General features: G+C 62.0%; 18 protein-coding genes and 1 pseudogene. 5 read left to right on the top strand and 14 right to left on the bottom strand.

Going from position 1 to position 20,124, the window contains the following annotated elements; translation table 11 throughout:
* Nucleotides 1-139: 139 nt before the first annotated feature.
* Both E4Q23_RS10360 and E4Q23_RS10355 read left to right on the top strand, forming a co-directional pair.
* Nucleotides 140-1,496, top strand: a pseudogene (locus E4Q23_RS10360) (efflux RND transporter periplasmic adaptor subunit).
* A gap of 1 nt (nt 1,497) precedes the next feature.
* Nucleotides 1,498-4,656 (top strand): efflux RND transporter permease subunit, encoded by a 3,159-nt coding sequence (locus E4Q23_RS10355; protein ID WP_169066569.1) that lies wholly within the window; start codon nt 1,498-1,500, stop codon nt 4,654-4,656.
* Between the two features lie 469 nt (nt 4,657-5,125).
* Here E4Q23_RS10355 and E4Q23_RS10350 read toward each other — a convergent pair whose 3' ends face one another.
* The 3 genes from E4Q23_RS10350 to E4Q23_RS10340 all read right to left on the bottom strand — a co-directional run bounded on the left by E4Q23_RS10350 (nt 5,126) and on the right by E4Q23_RS10340 (nt 7,540).
* Nucleotides 5,126-5,782 (bottom strand): PEP-CTERM sorting domain-containing protein, encoded by a 657-nt coding sequence (locus tag E4Q23_RS10350; protein ID WP_169066568.1) that lies wholly within the window; start codon nt 5,780-5,782, stop codon nt 5,126-5,128.
* A gap of 76 nt (nt 5,783-5,858) precedes the next feature.
* Nucleotides 5,859-6,485, bottom strand: a complete 627-nt coding sequence (locus E4Q23_RS10345; protein ID WP_169066567.1) for a putative transposase — start codon at nt 6,483-6,485, stop codon at nt 5,859-5,861.
* A gap of 143 nt (nt 6,486-6,628) precedes the next feature.
* Nucleotides 6,629-7,540, bottom strand: a complete 912-nt coding sequence (locus E4Q23_RS10340; protein ID WP_169066566.1) for a LysR substrate-binding domain-containing protein — start codon at nt 7,538-7,540, stop codon at nt 6,629-6,631.
* Nucleotides 7,541-7,659: 119 nt separating this feature from the next.
* Between E4Q23_RS10340 and E4Q23_RS10335 the strand changes: the two genes are divergently transcribed.
* Together E4Q23_RS10335 and E4Q23_RS10330 are read left to right on the top strand one after the other, a co-directional pair.
* On the top strand, nt 7,660-8,742 hold the full coding sequence (locus E4Q23_RS10335; RefSeq protein WP_169066565.1) for a class 1 fructose-bisphosphatase: 1,083 nt from the start codon (nt 7,660-7,662) through the stop codon (nt 8,740-8,742).
* Between the two features lie 46 nt (nt 8,743-8,788).
* Nucleotides 8,789-9,670: a phosphoribulokinase gene (locus E4Q23_RS10330; protein WP_169066564.1), complete on the top strand. Its 882-nt coding sequence runs from the start codon at nt 8,789-8,791 to the stop codon at nt 9,668-9,670.
* A 141-nt stretch (nt 9,671-9,811) separates the two neighbouring features.
* Here the strand turns inward: E4Q23_RS10330 and rpoH are convergent, their stop codons facing one another.
* Nucleotides 9,812-10,672: an RNA polymerase sigma factor RpoH gene (gene rpoH / locus E4Q23_RS10325; RefSeq protein WP_169066563.1), complete on the bottom strand. Its 861-nt coding sequence runs from the start codon at nt 10,670-10,672 to the stop codon at nt 9,812-9,814.
* A gap of 485 nt (nt 10,673-11,157) precedes the next feature.
* Between rpoH and E4Q23_RS10320 the strand changes: the two genes are divergently transcribed.
* Nucleotides 11,158-11,379: a cysteine-rich CWC family protein gene (locus E4Q23_RS10320; RefSeq protein ID WP_169066562.1), complete on the top strand. Its 222-nt coding sequence runs from the start codon at nt 11,158-11,160 to the stop codon at nt 11,377-11,379.
* On the opposite strand, the gene nudB is transcribed toward E4Q23_RS10320, so the two are convergent.
* From nudB to E4Q23_RS10270, 10 genes are all read right to left on the bottom strand, one after another.
* Nucleotides 11,342-11,797: a dihydroneopterin triphosphate diphosphatase gene (nudB, locus tag E4Q23_RS10315; RefSeq protein WP_169066561.1), complete on the bottom strand. Its 456-nt coding sequence runs from the start codon at nt 11,795-11,797 to the stop codon at nt 11,342-11,344. The genes E4Q23_RS10320 and nudB overlap by 38 nt on opposite strands.
* The gene (locus E4Q23_RS10310; RefSeq protein ID WP_169066560.1) at nt 11,794-12,237 is read right to left on the bottom strand and encodes a barstar family protein; all 444 of its coding nucleotides are present in this window, start codon (nt 12,235-12,237) and stop codon (nt 11,794-11,796) included. Before E4Q23_RS10310 ends, nudB begins: the two co-directional genes overlap by 4 nt.
* 22 nt (nt 12,238-12,259) lie before the next feature.
* Nucleotides 12,260-12,679, bottom strand: coding sequence for a ribonuclease domain-containing protein (locus tag E4Q23_RS10305; protein ID WP_169066559.1), 420 nt, complete (start codon nt 12,677-12,679; stop codon nt 12,260-12,262).
* A 5-nt stretch (nt 12,680-12,684) separates the two neighbouring features.
* Entirely contained in the window at nt 12,685-14,487 is a 1,803-nt protein-coding gene (gene aspS, locus E4Q23_RS10300) for an aspartate--tRNA ligase (RefSeq protein ID WP_169066558.1), read from the bottom strand.
* A 21-nt stretch (nt 14,488-14,508) separates the two neighbouring features.
* The gene (locus tag E4Q23_RS10295) at nt 14,509-15,174 is read right to left on the bottom strand and encodes a DUF502 domain-containing protein (RefSeq protein WP_169066557.1); all 666 of its coding nucleotides are present in this window, start codon (nt 15,172-15,174) and stop codon (nt 14,509-14,511) included.
* Nucleotides 15,171-15,545 (bottom strand): FmdB family zinc ribbon protein, encoded by a 375-nt coding sequence (locus E4Q23_RS10290; RefSeq protein ID WP_169066556.1) that lies wholly within the window; start codon nt 15,543-15,545, stop codon nt 15,171-15,173. The genes E4Q23_RS10295 and E4Q23_RS10290 overlap by 4 nt, the downstream gene beginning before the upstream one ends.
* A gap of 117 nt (nt 15,546-15,662) precedes the next feature.
* Nucleotides 15,663-16,523 carry a prepilin peptidase gene (locus tag E4Q23_RS10285; protein WP_291998211.1) on the bottom strand — a complete coding sequence of 287 codons (861 nt, stop codon included), beginning with the start codon at nt 16,521-16,523 and terminating at the stop codon, nt 15,663-15,665.
* A complete protein-coding gene (locus E4Q23_RS10280; RefSeq protein ID WP_169066555.1) occupies nt 16,523-17,761 on the bottom strand; it encodes a type II secretion system F family protein in 1,239 nt (412 codons plus the stop codon). The genes E4Q23_RS10285 and E4Q23_RS10280 overlap by 1 nt, the downstream gene beginning before the upstream one ends.
* A 14-nt stretch (nt 17,762-17,775) precedes the next feature.
* Nucleotides 17,776-19,287 carry a type IV-A pilus assembly ATPase PilB gene (pilB, locus tag E4Q23_RS10275; protein WP_248595365.1) on the bottom strand — a complete coding sequence of 504 codons (1,512 nt, stop codon included), beginning with the start codon at nt 19,285-19,287 and terminating at the stop codon, nt 17,776-17,778.
* Nucleotides 19,288-19,494: 207 nt separating this feature from the next.
* The coding region (locus tag E4Q23_RS10270) for a transposase (RefSeq protein WP_169066554.1) at nt 19,495-20,124 on the bottom strand (630 nt) is incomplete at its 5' end.

Below are 20,124 nucleotides of genomic sequence, written 5' to 3'. Positions count from 1 at the left end.
CTACTGGTTTGGCCGGCAGCAGCCGGCCAGCGCCACGGGCATGGCCATGGCCATGGCCGACGCTGCCAGCGGCGAGACGGCCGCATCTCCCACGCCCGCCGGCAGGAAGGAACGCAAGATCCTCTATTACCGCAATCCGATGGGCTTGCCCGATACCTCGCCGGAACCGAAGAAGGATTCGATGGGCATGGATTACATCGCCGTCTACCAGGACGACGAACCCGACGGCAGCGGCGTCGTCAAGGTCAGCCCGGCGCGCGTCCAGACGCTCGGCGTCAAGACCGCGCGTGCCGAGGAACGCACCCTGGACTCGGCGCTGCGTACGGTCGGCCGGGTGGAGGTCGACGAGCGCCGGATTCACGATGTTGCACCACGTTTCGAAGGCTGGATCGAACGGCTGCAGGTGAGCGCCACCGGTGACCCGGTGAAAAAAGGACAAGCGTTGTTCACCGTCTATAGTCCCGAGCTTGTCTCCGCCCAGAAGGAATTGCGCATCGCCGAGAGACTTGAGCAGAGTGCCGGCAATGCCGACCCGGCGGCCCGCGAGGGCGCCCGGCGTCTGGCGGCAGCCGCTCGCGAACGGCTGCGCAACTGGAAGGTTGCCGGCGCGGCCGGTTCGCAGAACGCACTCGTCACTTTCTCCTCGCCGGCCACCGGCGTGGTACTCGAAAAAAAAGGCCATCGAGGGGATGCGCTTCATGGCCGGAACGGTCATCTATCGCATCGCCGACCTGTCCACCGTCTGGGTGATCGCCGATGTCTACGAACGGGACCTTGCCCAGGTCAAGCTCGGCGACGCCGCGCGGGTGATCATCGACGCCTTTGCGGGACACCGCTTCGACGCCAAGGTCACCTACCTCTATCCGACCCTCAACGCCGCGACACGCACCACGCCGGTCAGGCTTGAACTGAAGAACCATGACGGGATGCTGCGTCCGGGCATGTTCGCGCACGTTGAGATCGCCACCGCGGGCAAGGCTGCACGCCTGACGGTGCCCCCGTCGGCCGTGATCGACACCGGCGACCGCCAGGTGGTCCTGCTCGTGCTGGGCGAGGGCAGGTACAAACCGCAGCCGGTCAAGCTCGGTCTGCGCGGACGCGAGGCGGTCGAGATTCTCGAAGGCATTCAGGCCGGTGACGAAGTGGTCACCGCCGCCAACTTCCTGATCGACGCCGAAAGCAACCTCAAGGCCGCCTTGTCGACTTTCACCGCGCCACAGTCGGCAACGACGGCCAAGGCGGCGGCAAAACGGTACCAGGCACAGGGTTCGATCGACTCGCTGGACATCGCCGCGAACACCGCGTCCGTCACGCACGAGCCGATTCCCGCACTGCAGTGGCCGGCGATGACCATGGAGTTCGGGCTGGCGAGTCCCGAGGTCGTCAAAGGGATGCCCCCCGGCGTGCCGATGCGCTTCGAGTTCGAGGACCGCGGCGATGGCGAGTTCGTGATCACCCGCATCGAGAAGGCCGCCGCCAGGCACGAGGGCCATTGAGATGCTCGATCGGCTGATTGAATGGTCGGCGCGCAACGTCTTCCTGGTGCTGCTGGCCACCCTGGCGGTGGTCGCCGGTGGTATCTACGCGGTCAAGAACACGCCGCTCGACGCCTTGCCGGATCTTTCCGACGTGCAGGTGATCGTGTTCACTCCTTACGCCGGGCAGGCGCCGAAGGTCGTCGAGGACCAGGTCACCTATCCGCTGACCACGGCCATGCTGGCGGTACCGAAAGCCAAGGTGGTACGTGGCTTCTCGATGTTCGGCGCCTCCTACGTCTATGTCATTTTCGAAGACGGCACCGACATCTACTGGGCGCGTTCGCGGGTCCTGGAGTATCTGAGTTCCGTACAGGGCAACCTGCCACAAGGTGTTGCACCGCAGATCGGCCCCGACGCTACCGGCGTCGGCTGGGTCTTCCAGTATGCGCTGACCGGCAAGGACCAATCGCTGGCCGACCTGCGCAGCGTCCAGGACTGGTACGTTCGCTACCAGCTCACCAAGGCCGGCGGCGTTGCCGAAGTGGCCAGCGTCGGCGGCTTCGTCAAGGAATATCAGGTCATCGTCGACCCGCACCGGCTGGCCAGCTATGGCGTTTCGCTGGCGCGCCTGTCGCAGGTGATTCGCGAATCCAACCGTGATGTCGGCGGGCGTGTCGTCGAGCTGGCGGAAAAGGAATACATGGTGCGCGGCCTCGGCTACCTCAAGGGGGTCGCCGACATCGAGACGCTGGTACTGAAGAGCGATGGCGGCACACCGGTACTGGTACGCGATGTCGCGCGCGTCGAGATCGTCCCCGCCGGCCGGCGCGGCATCACCGAACTCAACGGCGAGGGCGAGGTGGTCTCGGGAATCGTCATGGCCCGCTTCGGCCAGAACGCACTCGACGTGATCGCCAACGTCAAGGCCAAGATCGAGGAGTTGCTGCCGGGCCTGCCGGAAGGAACGGAGATCGTTCCCGTCTATGACCGTTCGACGCTGATCGAGCGCGCCATCGACAACCTGAAAAGGACCCTGCTCGAAGAAAGCCTGATCGTCGGCGCCGTCTGTGTGATCTTCCTGATGCACGTGCGCAGCGCACTGGTGGCCATCCTGACCCTGCCGATCGGCATTCTGATCGCCTTCATCGCCATGCGCAGCATGAACATGGGTTCGAACATCATGAGCCTGGGCGGTATCGCGATCGCCATCGGGGCGATGGTCGATGCGGCGATTGTGATGATCGAGAACGCCCACAAGCGGCTCGAACACCTGCCGCCGAACGCGACCAGGCACGACCGCGCGGCGACCATGATCCGCGCCTGCAAGGAGGTCGGGCCGGCGCTCTTCTACTCGCTGCTGATCATCACCGTCTCCTTCCTGCCGGTGTTCACCCTGGAAGGCCAGGAGGGGCGCCTGTTCAGTCCGCTGGCCTTCACCAAGACCTTCGCCATGGCCGGCGCAGCGATCCTGTCGGTGACGCTGGTGCCGGTGCTGATGATGTTCTTCATTCGCGGGCGAATCATGCCCGAGCAGAAGAACCCGGTGAACCGCTTCCTGATCTGGGTCTACCGGCCGATCATCCAGGCGGTGATGCGCAACAAGATCGTCACCCTGCTGCTCGCCGGCGTGGTGATGGTGGTCACCGTGGTGCCGGCCAGCCGCATCGGTTCGGAGTTCATGCCAACGCTCAACGAGGGCTCGCTGTTCTACATGCCGGCATCGCTGCCAGGGATGTCGGTGACGGAAGCCGCGCGCCTGCTGCAGACCACCAACCGGGTCATCAAGACTTTCCCCGAGGTCGCGTCGGTGTACGGCAAGGCCGGTCGCGCCGCCAGCGCCACCGACCCGGCACCGATGGAGATGTTCGAGACGGTGATCAACCTCAAGCCCGAGAAGGAATGGCGTGCGGGCATGAACGTCGACAAACTGATCGCCGAGATGGACGCCGCGCTCAAGTTCCCCGGTGTCGCGAACTCGTGGACGATGCCGATCAAGGCGCGCATCGACATGCTGTCCACCGGCATCCGCACGCCGGTCGGCGTCAAGGTCTTCGGCAAGGAGCTGGCGGTTATCGAGAAGGTCGCCCGCGAGATCGAGCAGGCGGTGAAGGACGTTCCCGGTACCTCGAGCGCCTACGCCGAACGGGTCACCGGCGGTTATTACCTGGACATCACACCGAAGCGTGATCAGCTGGCCCGCTATGGGATCACCATCGGCGACTTCCAGCAGGTGATCGCCAGCGCGCTCGGCGGCGCGGTGGTGACCACCGCCGTTGAAGGCCTCGAGCGCTACAACGTGACCGTGCGTTACCCGCGCGCCCTGCGCGACGATCCGCAACGCATCGCCAACGAGGTCTTCGTGCCCAGCCAGGCGGGAATGATCCCGCTCGGCCAACTGGCGAGCATCGAACTGCGCAACGGCCCGCCGGGCATCAAGACCGAGAATGCGCTACTCGCCGCCTACGTCTTCGTCGATATTCGCGATCGCGACGTCGGTTCCTACGTCAAGGATGCCCAGAAAGCGGTCACCGACAAGGTCAGCTTCCCGCCCGGCTATTACGCCACCTGGTCGGGGCAGTTCGAATACATGGAGCGCGCCAAGGCCAAGCTGGCCCTCGTCGTGCCGCTGACCCTGGCGATCATCTTCGTGCTGCTGTATCTCAACTTCCGGCGTCTCACCGAGACGCTCATCGTCATGCTCTCCGTTCCGTTTGCGCTGGTTGGCGGTATCTGGCTGATGTGGTGGCTGGGCTACAACATGAGCGTCGCGGTGGCCGTCGGCTTCATCGCCCTGGCCGGCGTTGCCGCCGAAACCGGCGTGGTGATGCTCATCTACCTCGACCAGTCATGGCAGGAAGTCACCGCCAGGCGTCGCGCCGAAGGCGTTGATCCGACAGCCGCCGACCTCTACCACGCGATCATGGAAGGCGCCGTCGAACGCGTGCGCCCGAAGATGATGACCGTGGTGGCGATCATGGCCGGTCTGCTGCCGATCATGTGGTCGACCGGTACCGGTTCGGAAGTGATGAGCCGCATCGCCGCACCGATGGTCGGCGGCATGGTTTCGTCCACCGTGCTGACCCTGTGCGTCATCCCGGCGCTGTATGCGCTGGTCAAGCAGTGGCAGTTGCGCCGCGAGCTGGCCAGGCCGACAGTGCTGCCCTTGAGCGAAAGCTGATCAGCGGGGCCGCCGGCTCCGACCAGGACAACTGCGATCGCCGCGCTGGCGAGCGACCACGCTTGCCCGAAGAGGGCTGACATACCAGGGAAATCGATAGCCTCTGGATGGGTCAACGAAAGCCATACCGTTTTCTCCAGGCGCCCGCCTCGAAGGCACCCTCGATGACGAAGCAGTGGAAGTGCTGATGCGGATTGAGCAGCGTGCCAAAGCGGGGTGGATGAAGGGCACCCCGCCGATCCGGGAATAAGGGCCTGGCGAACCGGCCAAGGACGCCCTCCTGCTCTGGGTGACGAAAAGACAAAATCCTGGCGCCCGAGCAAGATGCGGGCGCAGGATTTCCTGGTTTTCGTCAGGGCAGCGTCACGCGACACAGCTTGTCGCAGACGGTCGGGTGTGACGGCCTGAGCTTGTCGAAGGCCGGCTTAACCCGAGCTGCGACTGTTTTGAGGAAGCTAGCGATTGCCGCTCAGGTGCGCTTGCGGCGACCGAAGCCCAGACCTGCGAGGCCGAGACCAAAGAGGGCGAGGGTGGCAGGCTCCGGGATCGGTTCGGGCCGCGAAGCACCGAAGGTCACGTTGTCGTAACCCACCTGGTTAACCGTGCCGCCGAAATCGATCGACTTGGCGGTACCGGCAAAGGCGAGGCCGCCGATCGCCCAATTGCTGAAGCTGCCACTCGGATCACCGGGACCAGCGCCGAGTGCGGCGAGGTTGATCGTGCCGAGGAGGTTCCCGGTTGCATTCAGGTCGTCATAGACGTCGACGTCGCCGCCGAACGCCACGGTGGTGTACCAAAACGAGAAACCTGTCGTGAATCCCGGTGCGTAGTTCAGAACCGCGGAGCCGGTCAGGAAGAACATGATGGTGTCCGGGGTGGGTTCGTTGCCAAAGTTGCCGGTGCCACCGGCGTCCGCATCGATGATGCCGAGCGTGTTGCTGCCGAAAGCGACGCCGTAGTTGGTGCCCGAATTGCCGAGGCTGTCGGTGCCGCCGTTGTAGAAGTTGTCGATCGAAGCCTGATCGCCGATGCCCTCGAAATCCAGGGTGATGACGACAGCGGCGGCGGAGGCGCTGTAGACCAGGCCGGCGGTGAGCAGAGCGGTGCAGAGACGATTCATTTTCATGACGAGTTTCCTTCTATGGTTTGTGGTATTGATCACCGGCGGTAGCGGACTGGCAGTCGCCGCGCCCCTTCGTTGCCTACCGGAAAAGTAGGTGGAGAAACCCTCTTTCTCTTACCCTGGCCTTAACAAAGCAGGATATGTGCCAGGAACTGCGCGACCTGGATCGGCGCCTTGACTTAGTGTCTTTTATTCGCCAAGCAGCCTGTTTACTCAACAAAAATTTGTGGGTCAGCGAGAGTTTTCTGACACCAGGTGTAAATAATTCCGACAGCCAAGCATTGGGCGCGCCGGCGGCTGACCAATCGTCACCGGGATACTTGCGATGGGAGAGACAGGCAATCCGACGCGCCTTCAGGCGTTTGAACAACTTCGGACTATAGCCTTCGCGATCGAAGACCAGGGTGAAGCGATGGCGCAACGGTTCGGCTGCCAGCACTTCGGAGTTCGGCTGACCCGGGATGTCCCGTTCCAGACGGAGCAGAGTCTCGCCCTCGAGGACCTTGATCAGGCCGCGATCAACGACTTGCGTGACCCGAAAGAAGGGTTGTCCGTCGATCGCGTTGACCCAGTAATCGGCGGTCGCCCGCTGGCACAGCCGCTGCCGCGCGATGTGGTGGCGCGGCAGCGTGGTCTGCTCGCCGTAATACACCCGCACATGCGCGTCGACGCAAGGGATGCCTGCTTCTGTCGGCGCCGCCGCCATCCAGCGCCGACACACAAATCGGCAGCCCATTTTTCGGCCTGATCACCCTGACTAAGGAGCTGAATTTTCTCGCGCTGGGCACAATGACCGCGGATGGCCCTAAGGTCGACATCATCGGCAAGCGCCCCCTGTCGAGCGAGTCCTCAGACCAGCTTGCACAGGTAGGCTGGCGCGAAGTCCAGGACGAAGTCCCAGAAAACGGCCAGCGCTGGCGTCAGGTGTTTGCTCTTGTGGCGGACGATGTGCCAGCGGCGCATTACCGGTGTGCCTTCGACTTTCAGAATGCTCAGACGCCCGGCGCTGAGTTCGAGTCCGAGCGTGTGCTGGGAAAGGAAGCTGATCCCCAATCCGGCAACGACCGCCTGCTTGATGGCTTCATTGCTGCCCATCTCCATGCCGATCCGTGGCTTGAGCGAACGTTCCTTAAAGAACTCTTCCATCGCCGAACGCGTGCCTGATCCAGCCTCACGAACGATCAGCATTTCGCTGACCAGGTCTTCGACGGTGACGTTTGGCCGCTGGGCCAATGGATGGTCGACACTGGCAACAATCACCAGCGGGTGCGGGGCAAAGGCCACCGCCGTGGCGTCAAGGGCCGGTGGTGGCCGGCCCATGATTGCCAGGTCCACCTCGTTGCTGGCCAGCAGGCGATACACCGTGTCGCGGTTGTCGATCAGCAGGCGAATACGTACGTCGCCGTGCGTCTTGCGAAACTCCGCCAGCAAACCGGGCGCGAAATATTCGGCCGTACTGACAACGGCGACGGCGATGCGTCCGCCTTTCAGCCCCTTCAGCGCCAGCAGCGCCTCATTGGCGTCTTTCAGCGACTGCAGGATCTGGCGTGCGTGTTCGAGCAGGGTTTCGCCTGCTTCGGTAAGAAAGACGCGTTTGCCGATTCGTTCGAAGAGCAGCGTCCCGCAGACCTCCTCCAGTTGCTTGATCTGCAGCGAGACGGCGGCATGCGTCAGATGCAGGCTCTCGGCAGCGCGCGCAAACGAAAGATGGCTGGCGGCGATCGAGAAGATCTGCAACTGACGGATTGTGGCGTTTCTCATGGGTTAGTATTTGTTTATCAAATTAGACAGTAGCTTTAACTAGAGTTTTTCTATCAGGCGGCTAGAATCAGGTGCCTTCCTGACCGGCGAGCAAAATTTTCATCTTCCGGAGTGCTGCCATGCTATGCGGACGGACCAACGTCAACAAGTTCCTGATCGAAGAGCAGCGTCGCAATCCGGCGCTGATCGGCGATTTCTCGATGCTCATGAGCGACATCGTGCGTTCCTGCAAGGCCATTGCGCAGGGCGTTTCGCGTGGTTCGCTGGCCAACCTGCTTGGCGATGCGGGCAGCGAAAACATCCAGGGTGAAGGGCAGAAGAAACTTGACGTACTGGCCAACCAGGCCTTCCTGCGCCATTGCGAGTGGGGTGGCCACCTGGCGGCGATGGCTTCCGAGGAGATGGAGGACATCTTTCCGATTCCCTCCGAAAACCAGCGCGGCCAGTATCTGCTGGTTTTCGACCCGCTCGATGGCTCTTCGAACATCGACGTCAACCTGTCGGTCGGCAGCATCTTTTCAGTGTTGCGCTGCCCCGAGAATTGTAGTGGCGGCGCGCCGACTGCAGTTGATTTTCTGCAGCCTGGCTCGCAGCAGATTGCCGCCGGCTACGCGCTCTACGGGCCATCGACGATGCTCGTACTGAGCGTCGGCAACGGTACGCACGGCTTCACGCTGGATCGCAACATCGGCGAATTCCTGCTCACCCACCCGAATCTGTTGATCCCGCCGGAAACTCACGAGTTCGCGATCAACGCTTCCAACGAGCGCTTCTGGGAGTCTCCTGTGCAGCGCTACGTCAGTGAGTGCCTGGCTGGCCAGAGCGGTGTTCGCGGCAAGGACTTCAATATGCGCTGGGTGGCGTCAATGGTCGCTGAAGTTCATCGCATCCTGATGCGTGGCGGCGTTTTCCTATACCCCCGCGATAGCAAGGATCTGTCCAGGCCGGGCCGACTACGCCTGATGTACGAAGCCAACCCGATGGCGATGATCGTTGCCCAGGCGGGCGGCCTGGCGTCAACCGGCAGCGAGCGAATCCTTGACGTGCAACCGGCTGGTCTGCACGAGCGAGTGCCGGTCATTCTCGGTTCGCGCGACGAGGTCGAGCGCATCGAACGCTACCACCGCGAGCACGAGACGGGAGAAGACCAGCCCTTCAGATCGCCACTGTTCTCGACGCGTACCCTCTTTCGGGACGATTGAGCCGCACAGCGGACCATCCATTACTTAATTTGAGGAGGCATGCCCAATGTCGATCAAGAATCCCGTCATCGCGATTACCGGCTCTTCGGGCGCCGGCACTACTTCGGTGACGAAGGCCTTCCAGCATATTTTTCGACGCGAGCAAGTCAACGCGGCGATCATCGAGGGTGACAGCTTTCATCGTTACGACCGTCTCGCAATGCGCGCGCAGATGGCCGAGCGAGCGCTCGCCGGTGACCACCATTTCAGTCACTTCGGACCGGAAGCCAATCTGCTCGCAGAGCTCGAAAACTTGTTCCGCCAATACGGTGAGAGCGGCAGCGGCACGAGCCGCCACTATGTGCACGATGAAGGCGAAGCCGAGCGCTATGGTGCGCCGCCGGGAAGTTTTACCGAGTGGAGCGAACTGCCGGCGGGCACCGATCTGCTGTTCTACGAAGGTCTGCATGGCGCCGCCAGGACCGAGACGGTCGACGTCGGGCGGCATGTCGACCTGTGCGTCGGAGTGGTTCCGATCATCAACCTGGAGTGGATCCAGAAGCTGCATCGCGACAAGGGGCAGCGGGGCTATTCGACCGAGGCGGTGATGGATACCATCCTGCGCCGGATGCCCGACTACATCAATTACATCTGCCCGCAGTTTTCCACGACGCACGTCAATTTCCAGCGCGTGCCGACGGTCGATACCTCGAATCCCTTCACTGCTCAGGATATTCCACTGGCCGACGAGAGCATGCTGGTGATCCGCTTTGCCAGCCCCCATGGCATTGATTTCCCTTATCTGCTGAGCATGCTGCATGATTCGTTCATGTCGCGCCCGAACATCATTGTCTGCCCGGGCGGCAAGATGGGGCTGGCGATGCAGATCATTTTCACGCCGATGATCATGCAGTTGATGGACAAGAAGCGCCGTGTGCGCCAAAAATGAGCGCAGGAAAGGTGTGTCTTCCGGTTTGCTTGCCGGCATGGTTTGACGGGCAGGGAGCATGTTTACAATCGGGGCGGCACAAGAAAAAAGCCGGCAATGCCGGCTTTTCTTAGTGCTTAGCGGGAAAGTCGCCTTCGCGACTCAGGTGATGGCCACCAGCGGCGCTAGATTGGCGCGCATTTTCTGCATCGCCTTGACTTCGATTTGGCGAATCCGTTCTGCGGAAACCGAGAACTCGCCTGCGAGATCGTGCAAGGTTGCCGGGTTTTCTTCCGTCAGCCAACGCGCTTCGACGATCCTGCGGCTGCGTGGGTCGAGACTGCCCAGGGCATTCTGGAGGCCGTCGCTGTACAGTCGCTCGCGGGCGCGGCCTTCGAGAATATGTACCGGTTCGCTGGAGTTGTCGGCCAGATACGCCGCGGGAACAAAGGCCTCGTCATCGTCAGCCTGCGCGTCAAAGGCCGTGTCGTGACCCGACAGGCGAGTGTCCATTTCCATGACCTCGTCGGCTTTGACGTTCAGGCGCTGGGCGATATCGGCGACCTGAGCCGGGCCGAGCGTGTCACGGTTGGCTTTCATGCTGCGCAGGTTGAAAAACAGTTTGCGCTGCGCCTTGGTCGTTGCCAGCTTCACCATCCGCCAGTTCCTGAGGACGTACTCATGAATCTCGGCCTTGATCCAGTGGATGGCAAAGGAAACCAGCCGAACGCCGCGCTCGGGATCAAAGCGCTTGACGGCTTTCATCAGCCCGATATTGCCCTCCTGGATCAAATCCGCATGCGGCAGGCCATAACCCAGGTAGCCGCGAGAAACGGAAATCACCAGACGAAGGTGTGAAAGAATCAACTGGCGCGCAGCGCCGAGATCGCCTTCGTCGCGGAAGCGTGTCGCCAGACCGAACTCCTGCTCCTCGGTCAGCATGGGAAACTGTCTGGCCGCCTGGATATACGCGTCAATGCTGCCGACGGCGGAGATCGTGGGTAAAGCCAACGCTTGTGTCATTTGGATGGACTCCTCCTTGCTGTTTACTTTCTAACAATTGTATTTTAGCACTCGCGGCCTGAGAGTGCTAAAAGCAGAGAAAGTTCGTCCGGATGATGAGCCGCAGAGCCGCGGAGCATTGATGGCTTCACCGTCCGTGATGCTGCTGCTGCGATAGCCGTGCTTGCTGCCCCGTTCGCTCTCCAGGAGCGGCCGCGACGGCAAAGTGGCGATTGCCTAGCGTACGCCGTCGTCGCTTTTCGCGCCCTATCGGAGTGCCGAGTGGGACGTGTTGGCTCGGGAGCTGGATCCGGTGCTTGCGCGCATCGTCCGCGCGGCAGTCGGAAAATGGGCAGAAAAATTCGCCGTTCGCCATCCTTTCGCCTGGCGTGCTGCCCAGCGCCAGGATAGACTACGGCTGCCCGGGATCTTGGCGCTTGGGCACGGCAAGGCGTGTCGCTTTGCCGCGGCGCCCATGAGAGTGAAACTGGAGAGCAAGGAAGGCCATGTCGAAGGTCCCTGAAAAGCCGCTGGCGAGCACCTGCCCAGCTTGCGGCATGTCCTTCGTCTGCGCTGCGGCGGCTGGTCTTGCCACTTGCTGGTGCATGGAGAAAGCCGACACAGCGCCGCTTTCCTTCGCGCCGGAGGTGGGTGGCAGTTGCTATTGCCCGGGCTGCCTGGCGCAGCGCTTCAGCGCTTCGCCAGGGAAGCCCTCTCCGGGAGCATGAGCAGCGCGTCGCGGTTGCTCCAGGAGAAGCATTTTGCGGCAGCCTCTCGCCAGGGCAGCCAGCAGTAGTCGAGATGCTCGCCGGGAGCGAGGCTGACCGCTTGCACGGCCGCTACCTGCAGCGAGAAGACATGCTCGGTGTTGTACAGTACGCCCGGTGCGTAACGATGCCGCCACTCGGCAAAAATCTCGTAGCGATTGCTCACCTGCCAGTCCTGCAGCTCGCCTGGAGAGGTGCGGATGCCGGTCTCTTCGGCAAGTTCACGCCGCGCCGTGTCGAGCAGCGCCTCGCCCGCTTCCTGGCTGCCGGTGACTGACTGCCAGTAGCCGGCATGCGCAGCACGTTCAAGCAGCAGCACCTGCAGTTGCGGGGTATGGACCACGACCAGGACCGATATCGGTTGCTTGTAGGCAGTCATTCCAGGGTCGGAAGAGTCGCCAGGCCGTCGGTCTGGCAGTCGTAGACAACCCACATCGGGACGTCTTGCGCACGCCATGCATCAATCACGGCGGCAAAGACGTCGTTGAGCGTCCGGAAAGCGTCTGCGTTCGCGAACTGCAGGGTGTCAGCTCGCGACAGGATCAATAGATAGCCGGGTTCTTCGCGCCAGGAGATATCGCTCAGGCAATCTTTCAGAGCGTCGAAGTTGCTGCCGTACCATTCGGGGAAGCCGAACTGGCGGCCGAGCTGGGTAAGTACCGCCTCGATCCGGTCGCAGTCGCCGAGATCGGCCTCGAAACAGGCAAAGCCGGCTGCCTCGGCCGCGTCTCTGAGGGCCAGACGATCGCCATGCGGCAGAGCGTAGATGCCGGCCTGGCGTGCATCCTCCAACAGCGCTTGCAGATTCTTCTGAGTCATGGCAGATGGTGGCTATTGGTAACTATTCGCGGATTCGGCGGAAGCTGCGGTAGTGATCGCCGGTGTAGTAGTACTCGCCGGAGGTGGCGACATCACCACCGCTGCCCGCTCCGGCGACAATGCGTCGCGGTCCGCGGTCGCGGCGACCCGGAGTCGGTACCGTGTATTCCCGATAGTAAGCGCGTGGCTGCAAGGGGAGGCGCTTCTCGAAATTGCCGAAGACGCTGCCGTCCTTGGGCACATACGGGAAGGGTCCGCCTTGCTTGATCAATTGCAGGGTTTGCCGCGCTTCGGCAGGCAGCTCGGCCAGTGCGACGCTGTTGAGGGGCACGCTTTCGCGTGCCGTGGCAGTGCTCGCGCCCAAGAGGCCGAGCACTGCCAGCAGCGCGAGCAGCGCCACCGTACCCAGTAGCAGCCGAAAAGAAGCGGTGGCGCGTAGCACGGCTGCTAGCCCTTGCCGACCTCGACCTGCGTTTCGACTTTCTGGCGCAGGCGGATATGCAGTTCGCGCAGCTGTTTCTCGTCGACGCTGTTTGGCGCGTCGGTGAGCAGACACTGCGCGCGCTGGGTTTTCGGAAAAGCGATCACGTCGCGGATCGACTCGGCGCCGGCCATCATGGCGACGATGCGATCGAGGCCGAAGGCCAGGCCACCGTGCGGTGGCGCACCGTACTTGAGTGCATCGAGCAGGAAGCCAAACTTGAGTTGCGCTTCCTCGTCGCTAATACCGAGCACCTTGAAGACCCTCTCCTGCACCTCGGCCTGGTGGATACGCACCGAGCCGCCACCCAGTTCCGAACCGTTCAGTGCCAGGTCGTAAGCTTTCGCCAGGCAGTTGCCCGGGTCGCTCTGCAGGCGGTCGAGGTGGCCGTCTTTGGGGCTGGTGAATGGGTGGTGGCAGGCGCTCCAGCGTCGTTCGGCTTCGTCGAAGTCGAACATCGGGAAGTCCACGATCCACACCGGCTCCCAGGGGTTAGGGTTCAGGAAGCCCTTTTCGTGACCGATCTTGACGCGCAGTGCGCCCAGCGCGTCATTGACGACCTTGCTCTTGTCGGCGCCGAAGAAAATCAGATCGCCGGACTGTGCGCCGGTGCGCTCAACGATGGTCTGCAGCGCAACGGCATGCAGATTCTTGACGATCGGCGATTGCAGTCCGGTCTCGTTGAGCTGCGTGACATCATTTACCTTGATGTAGGCCAGGCCGCGAGCACCGTAGATACCGACGAACTGGGTATAGGCGTCGATCTCGCCACGTGTCAGCGTGGCACCACCAGGAACACGCAAGGCGGCAATGCGCCCGCCCGCGCTGTTGGCGACGCCGGCAAAGACCTTGAAGGAAACGTCCTTGAGCGCGTCGGTGACTTCGACGAGTTCGAGAGTGACGCGCAGATCCGGCTTGTCCGAACCGTAACGATTCATCGCCTCGCCGTAGCTCAGGCGGGGAAAGGGGTTGGGCAACTCGACGGCCAGCACTTCGCGGAATACCGCCCGGATCAGCTTCTCCATGAGCGCGACAATTTCGTCCTCGGCCATGAACGATGTCTCGATATCGATCTGCGTGAACTCCGGCTGCCGGTCGGCGCGCAAGTCCTCGTCGCGAAAGCACTTGACGATCTGGTAATAGCGGTCGAAGCCGGCGACCATCAGCAGTTGCTTGAACAGTTGTGGCGATTGTGGCAGGGCGAAGAACTGCCCCGGATGAACGCGTGACGGTACCAGATAGTCGCGCGCTCCTTCCGGGGTGCTCTTGGTGAGCATCGGCGTTTCGATGTCCATGAAGCCGGCGTCGTCGAGGAAGCGGCGAAAGGCGCGCGCCGTTTGGTAGCGCAAGCGCATGTTCTTCTGCATCTGCGGACGGCGCAGGTCGATTACCCGGTGCTGCAGGCGGATACTTTCCGACAGGTTCTCTTCGTCAAGCTGAAACGGCGGCGTCGCCGAAGCGTTGAGAATCTCCATCTTGTGACAGAGAATCTCGACTTCACCACTGGCGATGTTGGCGTTCACCGTTCCTTCGGGACGGGCGCGAACCTTGCCCGTAATGCGCAGGCAGAACTCGTTGCGCACCCCTTCGGCGGTCGCGAACATTTCCGGGCGATCCGGGTCGCAGACGATCTGAGCCAGGCCCTCGCGGTCGCGCAGGTCGACAAAGATGACGCCGCCGTGGTCTCGCCGCCGATGCGCCCAGCCGCAAAGCCTCACTTCCTGGCCGATGAGCTGTGAATTGACTTGTCCGCAGTAATGGGTTCGCATGCTGTTTCCGGGTTGCTGATATCAGGTTATGGTGGGGTCGATGGGCGGCGCGACGGCGGCCGCCGATGGTTTCGAAGCTGCCGATTTTTTCGAGTGCGTGGACGGTGGCGCGACGACGCCCATGGAAATGACGTACTTCAACGCCGTATCGACGCTCATCTCCAGTTCGATGACGTCTGTTCTCGGCAGCATCAGGAAGAAGCCGGAGGTCGGGTTGGGGGTCGTCGGCACGTACACGCTGACAAAGTCACCGTCGAGGTGGCGAAGCAGATCAGCGCCCGGTCTGCCCGTCAGGAAGGCGATCGTCCAGGCTCCGCGACGCGGGTACTCGACCAGCAGCGCTTTGCGAAAAGCGTTTCCGGATGACGAGAATAGGGTGTCGGAAACCTGCTTGACGCTGTTGTAGATCGAATTGACGACCGGAATGCGCGCCAGCAGATGTTCCCACCAGCGCACCAGCTGTTGGCCGATGAAGTTGGCGGCCAGCAAGCCGGTGGTGATGATGATCAGCAGGGTCAGTATCGCGCCGGCACCCGGGATGTCGAAGCCGAGCAGAGTGCGCGGCTGGATCGCCGTCGGCAGCAGGCGCATCGATTGGTCCATGGTGCCGACGATCAGCACCAACACCCAGGCTGTGATCGCCAATGGCACCCAGATCAGCAGTCCGGTGATGAAATACCGCTTCATCCCTTGTCTTTAACAGCCGCCGTGCTCTTCGCACTGGCGGGCGTACTGTCGGCCGAAGTCGTTGTTTTGGTCGAGCTCGTTGAACTGCTTGAAGCGCTGGCCTGCGCCGTTGAGCTCGTCGTATTTTCCGTACCGGTTGGCGAGCTGTGCTTGTTTTCGGGGCCTGTGGCTGTCGACGGGGCCTTGTTGCCACCCTTGAAATCGGTCACATACCAGCCGTTGCCTTTCAACTGAAAGCCGGCCGCCGTTACCTGCTTCGTATAGGTCGCCTGTTCACATTCCGGGCAGATACTCAAGGCCGGGTCACTCAGTTTTTGCAGGTGATCGTTTTCGAAACCGCAAGTTTCGCAGCGATAGGCGTAAATCGGCATGACGAACCCTCAAAAGGCGCAGGATAGCGCCCGAAAAGGCACGATTATACGCGAACCCCGGTATCGTTTACCCGTCTCCGCCGCGGCTGCGGGGGCTCCAGTTGCCAGCCGGAAAGGCTACAGCAAGCTCAGGTAGGCGCGCGTCAGTGGCTTTCCCCAGAACAGCGCCAGCAAGCCGGCCATCGCCAGGTAGGGGCCAAAGGGAATGGGCACGCTGCGCCCGCGCTTGGCAATCACGATCAGTGCGATACCGACCACTGCGCCCAGCAGTGACGAGAGCAGGATGGTCAGGGGCAGCATCTCCCAGCCGAGCCAGGCGCCGAGGGCGGCGAGTAGCTTGAAGTCACCGTAGCCCATGCCCTCCTTGCCGGTGGTCAATTTGAACGCCCAATACACAGACCACAGGGCAAGATAGCCGCACATCGCCCCGATGACCGCCGCTTGCAGGTCGGCGAAAGTGCCAAAAAGATTGACAAGCAGGCCGGCCCAAAGCAGGGGCAGCGTGATCGCATCCGGCAACAGCTGGCTGTCGAAGTCGATGCAGGTCAGGGCGATGAGGCCCCAGATCAGCAGCATGGCCGCCAGGCTTGTCCAGCCATAGCCGAAATGAAACGCAGCAAAGGCACACAACAGGCCGCTGATCGCTTCGACCAGTGGGTAGCGTAGCGAGATCGGAGCTGCGCACGCCGAGCAGCGGCCGCGCAGAAACAGCCAGCTCAGTAGCGGAATGTTCTCGAGCGCGGTAATCGCATGCCCACACGCGGGACAGCGCGAGCCGGGCCTGGCCAGTGACAACGGCTCGTGTTGCGGTGCCTCGTCACCGCATAGTTCGGCGCAGTGGTTGCGCCACTCGCGCTCCATCATCGTCGGCAAGCGGTGAATGACGACATTGAGAAAGCTGCCAACCAGCAGCCCGAGCACTCCGCAGATCAGCGCGAAGAGGGCCGGGGGCAGGTCAGCAGGGACGAGGTCGAGCACTATCCGACGACCGCGCCCAGTTTGAAGATCGGCAGATACATGGCAATCACCATGCCACCGATCAGCACCCCGAGAACGACCATGATGATCGGTTCCATGAGGCTGGACAGCGCCTCGACCGCGTCGTCAACCTCGGCCTCGAAGAAGTCGGCAACCTTGCCGAGCATTGAATCGAGGGCGCCGGACTCTTCACCGATGGCGACCATCTGATTCACCATATTCGGGAAAAGCGCCGAGTTCTGCATCGCCGAAGTGAGGCTGGTGCCGGTGCTGACCTCGCTCTGGATCTGCCGGGTGCCGACCTTGTAAACGTAGTTCCCGGCTGCGCCACCTACCGATTCCAGCGACTCGACAAGGGGGACGCCGGCCGCGAACATGGTGGCCAGGGTACGTGTCCAGCGGGCGATGACCGACTTGCGGATGATGTCGCCGAAAACAGGCAAACGGAGGAACAGGCGGTCGAAAGCCATCTGCATCTTCTCCGAACGTTTCCAGGTGTAGAAGAAGGCAAAGACGCTGCCACCGATGCCGCCGAAAATGGCCCACCAATACTCGATGAAGACGTCCGATATGGCGATTACCACCAGTGTTGGCGTCGGCAGGTCGGCACCGAAGCTCTTGAAGACTTCCTTGAAAGCCGGAATCACGAAGATCATGATCACTGCGGTGATGACGAACGCGACGACGATGATCGCTACCGGGTAGAACAGCGCGGCCTTGATCTTGGACTTGATGGCGATCATTTTCTCCTTGTAGGTCGCCAGTCGGTCGAGGAGCGTTTCGAGAATGCCGGCCTGCTCACCGGCAGCGACCAGATTGCAGTACAACTGGTCGAAATGCAGCGGATATTTGCGGAAGGCTTGCGACAGCGAACTTCCGGTCTCGACGTCGGACTTGATGTCCAGGAGCAGTTTGCCGACCGCCGGGTTGTCGTGTCCGCGGCCGACGATTTCAAAAGTCTGCAGCAGCGGCACGCCGGCTTTCATCATCGTTGCCAATTGCCGCGTGAACAGCGCGATGTCCTTTTCGGTGACTTGACGTCCACCCTTGAAGCGCTGCTTGGAGACCTTGCTGACGAGAATTCCCTGCCGTCGCAGCGTCGCGCGCACGACGTTCTGGCTGTTGGCGCGTTGCTCGCCGCGGACGACCTTGCCAGTCTTGTTTTTACCTTCCCAGAGAAAGACGTATTCTTTGACTTCCGGCTCGGCTCTTCGGGTGCGTTTCGCAGCGGTGGCCATCTATTTCCTCCTCTTCAAGCGTTGGTGCTGCCGAGAATTTCGTCGAGAGAGGTGAGCCCTTGCTTGACCTTCAGCAGCCCGGAGCGACGCAAATCATTGACGCCTTCCTGTCTGGCCTGGTCTGCCACGTCATGCTCCGTGCCGTTGGCCATGACAATGCGTTGAATCGCTTCAGTGACCGGCATCACCTCGTAGAGCCCTACCCGTCCCTTGTAGCCACTCCCCTTGCAGCGTTCGCACTCGCCCGGACCGTAGAGCGTCCAGGTGCCATCCAGATCGCTTTCCAGGAAGCCGGCGTTGAGCAAGGTCTCGACCGGTGTGTCGAGCGGCTTCTTGCAGGTGCACAGCCGGCGCACCAGGCGCTGCGCGGTGATCAGCAGAATGCTCGAGGCCAGGTTAAAGGTCGGAATGCCCATGTTCATCAGGCGAGTCAGCGTTCCCGGCGCATCATTGGTGTGCAAGGTCGACAAGACGATGTGCCCGGTTTGCGCTGCCTTGATCGCGATTTCCGCCGTTTCGATGTCGCGGATTTCGCCGACCATGATGATGTCCGGATCCTGCCGGAGAAAGGCCTTGAGCGCCACCGGGAAGGTGAGCCCGGCTTTGTCATCGACGTTGACCTGGTTGATTCCTGGCAGTGGTATTTCGGCCGGGTCTTCGGCGGTGGCGATGTTGACCCCGGCCTTGTTGAGAATGTTGAGGCAGGTATAGAGCGAAACGGTTTTTCCGGAACCCGTCGGTCCAGTGACCAGGATCATGCCGTAGGGTCGGTTGATGGCGTCGAGCAACAGTTCTTTCTGCTCGGGCTCGTATCCCAGCGCATCGATCCCGAGGCTGGCGCTGGCCGGGTCGAGAATCCGCAAGACGATCTTTTCGCCGTACATCGTCGGCAAGGTACTGACCCGGAAGTCGATGGCTCGACTCTTGGACAGCACCAGACGCATCCGACCATCCTGGGGAACGCGTTTCTCGGCAATGTTCAGGCGCGAAATGACCTTGATCCGCGAAGCAATCTTGTCCTTGATGACCAGCGGTGGCGCCGCCACTTCGCGCAAGATGCCGTCCGTACGAAAGCGGATGCGATAGCTCTTTTCATACGGTTCGAAATGGATGTCGGAGGCCCCGTCGTTGATCGCATCGAGCATCATTTTCTGAATGAAGCGGACGACCGGCGCGTCGTCGACCTCGACGGCTGAGGCATCGTCGGTTTTCTCCTGTGTCTTCTCGTCAGTAAACTCGAGGTCAATGTCCTCGCTGGTAAAGCTCTTCAGGCTGTCTTCGACCGACTCCGAGAGTTTGGCGACCAGGGGGGCGAGCTTGTTTTCTTCGACGATTACCGGGTCCACCGCCAAGCCGGTCTGGAAGCGGATTTCATCAAGCGCGCGCAGATTGGTGGGGTCGGCGATGGCTATTGCCAGGCGGTTGCCGCGCTTGTGCAGGGGCACGACGCGATGGCTGGCGATCAGCTTGCGGTCAATCGCGCTCTTCTGGATCTGTGTGTCGTCGAAGGCGGACAGATCGAGCAAGGGGTAGCCGAACTTCTCGGCGGCAAAACGCGCCAGGTCTAGCCCGGATGTTGCACAAACGCTGCCCTGTGCCTCCCCCCGGGGCTTGACTACGCATTTTTCGATTTCCAGGCGATAGTTCCCCCGACCCCGCAAGCGGGGAGAAGCGTGAGAAGTGGTTGATGGTCAGGGTGGGTGGCTGCCTCTCGTGGGCCAGACGTGGCGTGTTCATGGCGAAGCCGGCATGGGGCGCATCCGCTTGGCGGGGTAAAGCCTCTTGCAGAGCTGTGCCAGCAGCCCCTTGAGCGGGCAACTGCTGGGTAGCTGCAGCAGCACCCGGTCCTTGTACTGTTTGACGCGGACGGCGATCTTGAACAGCGCGAGGATGACGGTCTTGGGCTGTGCCGTCGCCAACGGCGTGCCTTGCAGCCCCAGGTGGCGCAGTTGCTGATGCAGAACGTAGGCCGCGGCGCTCAGCAGCAGGCGAGCGAAGTTGGCGAGGAAGGACGAAGCGGATGTCCGATCCGATTTCAGATCGCTTTTCACTTGCTTGATCAAATTCTCAGCCTGGCCGCGGCCACAGTAGTCCTGTTGGTAAAGCGTCCGCGGCGAGGGGCCACGCAAGGAGGTGACCACGTAGCGCTGATTGTCCTTGGCAGGCGTGATCGCGCTACCGGTCAGGACTTCGGCCTTGAGCACCACCCGGAAGGCGCGCGGCCAGGAGCGCGCCTGGTAGTCGAATTCACCGAAATGGCGCACCGCCGCGGCGGCCGGGCGCAGGCCCCGGGCGGCCAGCGCCCGATTCAAGGCGGCGTGTGCGCGCACGTTCTTCATCAAGCCCTCGGCCTGGCGCGTGAG

Origin of the sequence: Candidatus Accumulibacter phosphatis, from assembly GCF_012939955.1 — a bacterium.
Lineage (GTDB): Bacteria > Pseudomonadota > Gammaproteobacteria > Burkholderiales > Rhodocyclaceae > Accumulibacter > Accumulibacter delftensis.
This window is presented reverse-complemented; position numbering and strand designations above follow the sequence as displayed.

Excerpts from the sequence above, each read along its gene's own strand:
- E4Q23_RS10355 (WP_169066569.1), top strand. The coding sequence starts at position 1,498 with ATGCTCGATCGGCTGATTGAATGGTCGGCGCGCAACGTCTTCCTGGTG.
- E4Q23_RS10350 (WP_169066568.1), bottom strand. The coding sequence starts at position 5,782 with ATGAAAATGAATCGTCTCTGCACCGCTCTGCTCACCGCCGGCCTGGTC.
- E4Q23_RS10345 (WP_169066567.1), bottom strand. The coding sequence starts at position 6,485 with ATGGCGGCGGCGCCGACAGAAGCAGGCATCCCTTGCGTCGACGCGCAT.
- E4Q23_RS10340 (WP_169066566.1), bottom strand. The coding sequence starts at position 7,540 with ATGAGAAACGCCACAATCCGTCAGTTGCAGATCTTCTCGATCGCCGCC.
- E4Q23_RS10335 (WP_169066565.1), top strand. The coding sequence starts at position 7,660 with ATGCTATGCGGACGGACCAACGTCAACAAGTTCCTGATCGAAGAGCAG.
- E4Q23_RS10330 (WP_169066564.1), top strand. The coding sequence starts at position 8,789 with ATGTCGATCAAGAATCCCGTCATCGCGATTACCGGCTCTTCGGGCGCC.
- rpoH (WP_169066563.1), bottom strand. The coding sequence starts at position 10,672 with ATGACACAAGCGTTGGCTTTACCCACGATCTCCGCCGTCGGCAGCATT.
- E4Q23_RS10320 (WP_169066562.1), top strand. The coding sequence starts at position 11,158 with ATGTCGAAGGTCCCTGAAAAGCCGCTGGCGAGCACCTGCCCAGCTTGC.
- nudB (WP_169066561.1), bottom strand. The coding sequence starts at position 11,797 with ATGACTGCCTACAAGCAACCGATATCGGTCCTGGTCGTGGTCCATACC.
- E4Q23_RS10310 (WP_169066560.1), bottom strand. The coding sequence starts at position 12,237 with ATGACTCAGAAGAATCTGCAAGCGCTGTTGGAGGATGCACGCCAGGCC.
- aspS (WP_169066558.1), bottom strand. The coding sequence starts at position 14,487 with ATGCGAACCCATTACTGCGGACAAGTCAATTCACAGCTCATCGGCCAG.
- E4Q23_RS10295 (WP_169066557.1), bottom strand. The coding sequence starts at position 15,174 with ATGAAGCGGTATTTCATCACCGGACTGCTGATCTGGGTGCCATTGGCG.
- E4Q23_RS10290 (WP_169066556.1), bottom strand. The coding sequence starts at position 15,545 with ATGCCGATTTACGCCTATCGCTGCGAAACTTGCGGTTTCGAAAACGAT.
- E4Q23_RS10280 (WP_169066555.1), bottom strand. The coding sequence starts at position 17,761 with ATGGCCACCGCTGCGAAACGCACCCGAAGAGCCGAGCCGGAAGTCAAA.